This window comes from Geobacillus sp. (genome assembly GCF_017515625.1).
Classification (GTDB): domain Bacteria; phylum Bacillota; class Bacilli; order Bacillales; family Anoxybacillaceae; genus Geobacillus; species Geobacillus stearothermophilus.
Window position 1 is genome coordinate 1 of record NZ_JAFWFM010000041.1, and the last position, 5509, is coordinate 5509.

Here is a 5509-nt window from a genome sequence, read left to right on the forward strand (position 1 = left end):
GCTCCGATAAACGCGCCGACCGACCCAGGAATAATGAGCTTCCCGACCATGGCTCGATCGACGTTGCCAAATTTCCAGTGAGAGGCGCCGGACGCCGCTGTCGTCACCACTTCCGCCAAATGAACGGACGCCGAGGCGACGGCCGGAGCAACGCCGAACGTCAATAACAACGTCGACGACGTGAGGCCATACGCCATTCCAAGCGAGCCGTCAATCAGCTGGGCGATAAATCCTACAAACACAAAAACGATCAGTTTTTTCATTGGTTTCCCTCCGTTTGCAATGGTTGAGCGCGTTACTTATAATTTAAATCTCATTATTCATAGATGTCAACTATGAATTTAAAAAATAAAAAAATGCAGTCATCTTTTCCTCCCCACGCGCAAGATGACGTTGCGAACACCGACGGCTTGGCGGCCGACGGGCGGAAGGCGCCGCGCGGCCGTCCATCAAGACAAACAGCCGCCTGCAGAAAAAAGGCGCCCCGAATATGGCGACGGGGCACCTTTTGGATGGTGGCTTTCGATCAGAACTTTCCTTGATACCGCTCGACTTCCCAAGCATGAACCGCCGTGCGGTAGCTGTTCCATTCGTCTTTTTTCATCGCGACGTATTCGTTGAATACGTGCTCGCCAAGCGTCGCGCGGCCGATTTCTCCGCTTTCTAGCGCTGCGATGGCCTCGCCCAAGTTTTCCGGCAAGTTGTCAATGCCAAGCTCCGCACGTCGTTCTTCCGACATATGGAAGATGTCTTCATCAATCGGCGCCGGAGCGGTTAACCCTTTTTCGACACCGTCAAGGCCAGCGGCAGCGATGATGGCATACGCCAAATACGGATTCGCCGACGGATCCGGGCAACGGAGCTCAACGCGCGTCGCAACGCCGCGTTTGGCCGGAATGCGGATGAGCGCCGAACGGTTGGAAGCGGACCAAGCGATGTAGCAAGGCGCTTCATACCCTGGCACAAGCCGTTTGTACGAGTTGACAAGCGGGTTCGTAACCGCCGCGAAGTGTTTTACGTTTTTCAGCAAGCCCGCGATGAATTGGTACGCTGTTTCTGACAACTGGTTCGCATCGTTCGGATCAAAGAACGCATTTTCCCCATCTTTGAAGAGGGAAATGTTGACATGCATGCCTGAACCGTTGATGCCAAACACCGGTTTTGGCATAAACGTCGCATGGAGGCCGAACTTGCTGGCAATCGTTTTGACAACCCATTTGTACGTCGTCGCATTGTCAGCCGCACCGAGCGCATCGGCATATTTGAAGTTGATCTCATGCTAGCCTTCCGCCACTTCATGGTGCGACGCTTCAATCGTAAAGCCCATCGCTTTTAAGGCGCGGTAAATTTCAAGGCGAACGCGTTCGCCCAAGTCTTTCGGAGACGGTTCGAAATAACCGCCGCCATCATGGAGCTCGAGCGTCGGATTGCCGTTTTCATCGGCTTTGAACAGGAAAAACTCCAGCTCCGGACCGACCGAGATCGTATATCCTTTTTCCGCCGCCCGCTCGATCGTTTTTTTCAGCACGTTGCGCGGGTCGCCTTCAAACAGCGTGCCGTCCGGATTGGTCACCGAGCAGAGAAAGCGCGCTTCCGCATAGCCTTCCTCGACCGTCCACGGCAAAACAGCAAACGTATTCAAATCCGGAAGAAGATACAAGTCGGAACGGTTGATCGGCGAGAAGCCTTTGATCGACGAACCATCAAACATGATTTTCCCTTCGACAACATCATCAAGCTGTTCAGCCGTCACGGTCACGTGCTTTAAGATCCCTTCAATGTCGACAAACTGCAAATGAAGAAGTTCAACGTTCTTTTGTTGGATCGTTTCTTTAATTTGTTCGAGCAATCCCGTTTGGGTGGAGGAAACGAACGTTTTTGACATGTCACATTACCTCACATTCGTACGTTTATTTTTCTAACATGCTTTTATTATAGAAAAAGAGTGGCCGTTTGGCAACACTTTTTTAGCAATTTTTCTGTATTTTTATAACGATTTTTTGCAACCGTTTTCATGTTCATGTAAAAAATAAACAGCCCAGAGGATGACCGTTCCTCACAGGCTGTTTCTAGATGTTACATTTTCTCCTCACGCCGCCGCCATGATCCGGACGGAATAAGCGGCAAGCCGGCCGCTTTTTCCGGCGGATAGACGTACACATATCCTTCGATCGGTTTACGCGCGTCGCGAACCCACACCCGTTCGTATTCGTTATCGCGCCGCCCTTCAACGTAATCCTCGAGCTCATCCATTGCCTTGAGCCCTTCTTCCGTCACCGTCAGCCACTCCCCTTCCACTTCCCCCTCTTCTCCAAGCACAAGCGCGGGGTACGGACCGACATTGTATAAGCGGCCGTTTACTTTCCCTGGACACGCGGCGCGAACGTATGGAGCGGCCACTTCATGGTTTTCTTCGCCAGTCAGCAACGTTCCATACACAAACACCCAATATCGCCCTTCCGCCATCTCCTCGTTCTCCTTTTGTTTACATAACATAAATTACGAAAACTCAAGGAAAGGAAACAAAAACAATGGAAGCCCTTCCTCTCATCCATCCTTGCCGCTCCGAGGCGGCGCCAGTGTGAATTTGTTCAGTAGATCGCGGCCACAAAAATGCCGTGCCGGCTGCACTCGCAAGCCAACGGCACGGCGGTGGCGATTCCGCAACGAACGAATGATGCTTTTTCCATCATACCCGCTTCACAATGAAAAGTCAAGCACATTGTTACAGTGCTTGTTTCCATTTAATGCTGCAGCCGATGCTCGGCTTCTGCTTTTCCGGCACCGGGCGGCCCTCCAACAAAGCATCCAGCGCGGTGCGGATCGACTCCCCGGTGACCGGGATGCCGTTGTTCGGGCGCGAGTCGTCCAACTGGCCCCGGTAGACGCATTTCAGATTCCGGTCGAAAATGTAAAAGTCCGGGGTGCAAGCGGCGTCGTATGCTTTCGCCACCTCTTGCGTCTCATCGTACAAATACGGAAACGGATAGCCGAGCTCTTCCGCCACCTTTTTCATGTTTTCGGGTGAATCTTCTGGATGCTGTTCCGCATCGTTGGAGTTGATGGCGACAAACGACACCCCTTTGGGCATATAATCGTTCGCGAGGCGAACAAGCTCGTGCTGGACATGCTTGACAAATGGGCAGTGATTGCAAATGAACATAATGACAGTTGCGACGTCCGATTTCACATCCTCAAGACGGACGACGTTGCCATCGATGACATTCGTGAGGGAAAACGACGGCGCTTGTTTGCCGAGGGGAAACATGTTCGATTCGACAGCTGGCATCAACAACACCCTTTCTCCAATATTTTCTTTCATTATATCAAAAGGAAGGCGGGTGTCACAAATCCAGCGCCCAAACCGAACTGCACAGCTCGGCATATGATGCCACATAGACGACGGAAAGGAGGCGTTTGTGCATTGATTTATATGAATAAACACATGACCCCGCGCGTGTACGGGCCAGCTGCCGCACCGCCCGTATCCCACCCGATGTTTTATTATCGCCGCACTGCCGCGCATCTTGACGGGATTGGCCGATCCGCCGACGGCGGATCGGTTTTTTGCTAGGCGGGTGGACAAATGAATGGACAAACCGAAGCAAAACAGCGCATAATAGAAACTAATCATTATTTCCACCGCTGCGGCGGAAGAAGGAGGAATCGCAATGGCGCTGCAACTGAGCGTCCTCGACCAGTCGCCGATCGCCGAAGGCATGACGGCAGAAGAAGCGCTCGAGAACACCGTCAAGCTCGCCCAACACGTTGAGCAGCTCGGCTATAAGCGGTTTTGGGTGTCGGAACACCACGATACAAACAGCCTTGCCGGTTCGTCGCCGGAAGTGCTGCTCGGACACATCGGAGCGAAAACGTCGCGCATCCGCATCGGCTCAGGCGGCGTGATGCTGCCGCATTACAGCCCGTACAAGGTGGCGGAAAACTTCCATGTGCTTGCCGGCCTTCATCCCGGCCGCGTCGATCTCGGCATCGGGCGGGCACCCGGCGGCATGCCGCGGGCGACGATGGCGCTCCAAGACGGCCGGCCGCGTTCAGCGGATCGCTATCGGGAGCAAATCGATGACTTGCTTGGGTATTTGCACGATGCGCTTCCGCCCGTCCACCCGCTTTATGGCGTCAAGGCGACGCCGATCGTGCAGTCCCCGCCGGAACTATGGCTGCTCGGCTCCAGTTCGGAAACGGCGAAGCTGGCAGCCGATAAAGGGCTGCCGTATGTGTTCGCCCAGTTTATCAACGGGGAAGGCGGCGAACATTATATGCGGCTGTACCGTGACCGGTTTGTTCCATCGCCGTATTTGGCCGAGCCGCACGGAATGGTCGCGGTGTTTGCAATTTGCGCCGAAACGGATGAAAAAGCGGAATGGATCGCCGGCAGCCTTGATCTGTCGCTTCTTATGATCGAGCAAGGGATGGCGCTGAACGGCACGCCAAGCCCGGAAAAAGCGGCTGCGTATCCGTACAGCCCGTATGAGCGCAAACGGGTGGAAGACAACCGGCGGCGGATGATCGTCGGCAGTCCGACGCGCGTCAAAGACAAGCTGTATCGGCTGAGCGAAACGTATGAAACAGAGGAAATCATGCTCGTGACGATTACATACGACTTCGAGGATAAACTCGCAAGCTTCCGGCTCATCGCCGAGGCGGTATGGGGGTGAACGCGATGCAGATTCTCTCCATTAATGTCGGGAAGCCGAAAACGCTCCACATCGGCGGCCAGCGGATCACAACCGGCATTGACAAAACGCCGGTCGCTCATCCCGTTGCGGTCGGCAAACAAAACTTGGCTGGAGATGGACAAGCCGACCTCGTCCATCACGGAGGAGAAGATAAAGCGATTTGCGCCTATCCGTCCGAGCATTTCGTCTATTGGGAAGAGCGATACGGCCGCCCATTTACGGCGGGGGCGTTTGGCGAAAACTGGACGCTTCTCGGGTTGACGGAAGACGATGTATGTCTTGGCGACATTTATGCCGCCGGCACAGCGCTCGTACAAGTGTCGCAGCCGCGCCAGCCGTGCTCCAAATTGGCGTTCAAACATCAGCTGCCCGATTTGCCGAAAGCCGTCTGCCAGACAGGAAAAAGCGGGTTTTACTTTCGCGTTCTCAAAGAGGGCGTCGTCGCTCCAGGCGCGCCGCTCGTTCTCGTCGAACGGGGCGTGGGGGCGCTATCCATCGCGTATATCAATCACATTTACTATCATGAGCGCGACAATGTTGCTGCCATGAAGCAAATCGCCAGCCATCCGGCCTTATCCGCAAGCTGGCGCGAAACGTTTCAAAAGCGTCTCGCCGCTCGGCCCCGGCCGTAAAGCACAAAGCGGCGGAAATGACTAACAAAATATCTTTATACCCGTGGTGCTAGATAAACTTGATCAAGCATAAAAATAGCCCTTGCTGGCGGATCTCCAGTAGAATGAAAGTGTCACCCAACATTCGAAAGGAGAGATCCCCCATGCAAGAGCACTTTCATTTTACTACAGATCCAGCCA

General features: G+C 54.0%; 5 protein-coding genes and 1 pseudogene. 2 read left to right on the forward strand and 4 right to left on the reverse strand.

Annotation, left to right across the window (positions count from 1 at the left end):
- From IKE44_RS02470 to IKE44_RS02485, 4 genes and pseudogenes are all read right to left on the reverse strand, one after another.
- Window positions 1-263: sulfite exporter TauE/SafE family protein (locus IKE44_RS02470; RefSeq protein WP_287464918.1), on the reverse strand; the 263-nt coding region annotated here is incomplete at its 3' end.
- A gap of 263 nt (window positions 264-526) precedes the next feature.
- Window positions 527-1885 (reverse strand): annotated as a pseudogene (glnA, locus tag IKE44_RS02475) (type I glutamate--ammonia ligase).
- Window positions 1886-2076: 191 nt separating this feature from the next.
- Entirely contained in the window at window positions 2077-2466 is a 390-nt protein-coding gene (locus IKE44_RS02480; RefSeq protein ID WP_049624300.1) for a gamma-glutamylcyclotransferase family protein, read from the reverse strand.
- A gap of 259 nt (window positions 2467-2725) precedes the next feature.
- Entirely contained in the window at window positions 2726-3289 is a 564-nt protein-coding gene (locus IKE44_RS02485; RefSeq protein ID WP_049624299.1) for a thioredoxin family protein, read from the reverse strand.
- A gap of 382 nt (window positions 3290-3671) precedes the next feature.
- Here IKE44_RS02485 and IKE44_RS02490 point away from each other — a divergent pair, with 382 nt between their 5' ends.
- The gene (locus tag IKE44_RS02490; RefSeq protein WP_287464921.1) at window positions 3672-4676 is read left to right on the forward strand and encodes an LLM class flavin-dependent oxidoreductase; all 1005 of its coding nucleotides are present in this window, start codon (window positions 3672-3674) and stop codon (window positions 4674-4676) included.
- A gap of 5 nt (window positions 4677-4681) precedes the next feature.
- Window positions 4682-5329, forward strand: coding sequence for an MOSC domain-containing protein (locus tag IKE44_RS02495; RefSeq protein ID WP_061567428.1), 648 nt, complete (start codon window positions 4682-4684; stop codon window positions 5327-5329).
- Window positions 5330-5509 lie beyond the last annotated feature (180 nt).